Source organism: Micromonospora arborensis, assembly GCF_003205615.1.
In the GTDB taxonomy this organism is placed as follows: Bacteria; Actinomycetota; Actinomycetes; order Mycobacteriales; family Micromonosporaceae; genus Micromonospora; species Micromonospora arborensis.
In genome coordinates, this window is record NZ_PYBV01000117.1 from 1 (window position 1) to 431 (window position 431).

Genomic DNA, 431 nt, shown 5'->3' on the forward strand with positions numbered 1-431 from the left:
GTGGCGTAGGCGGCTTCTGAGCGGACGCGGCCGGGGTGTGACCAGGCGGTGAGGGCGATCGCGGCGGTGACGGGGCCGACGCCGGGGTGGGCGAGCAGGGGGGGGCACAGGTCGGGGACGAGGGCGCGGAGGCGTCGGTGGTTGTCGGCCAGTGCGGCGGCGGGGGGGTGGGGGTGGGGGGGGGGGGGGGGGCGGTTGCGGGGGGGGGGGGGGTTGTCGGTGAGGGGGGCGGGCGCCCGCGATCAGGGCGGCGTGCCGGGGGCCGTGGGGGGGCGGGATCGCGGCGGGGGGGATGAAGTCGTGGCGGGGCATGGTGGTGGCGATGAACGCGATCGCGCAGCAGGCGAGGCCGAAGTTGAAGGGGCAGAGCGAGTAGGGGCGGGGGGAGGTCGGCGCGGGGGGGATCGGGGGGGGGGGGGGTGGCGGGGGGG

1 pseudogene is annotated in these 431 nt (G+C 80.0%); it reads right to left on the minus strand.

Annotated features, from left to right (window positions below):
- Positions 1 to 161: pseudogene (locus C7C45_RS35980) on the minus strand (IS110 family transposase); the annotation flags it as partial.
- Positions 162 to 431 lie beyond the last annotated feature (270 nt).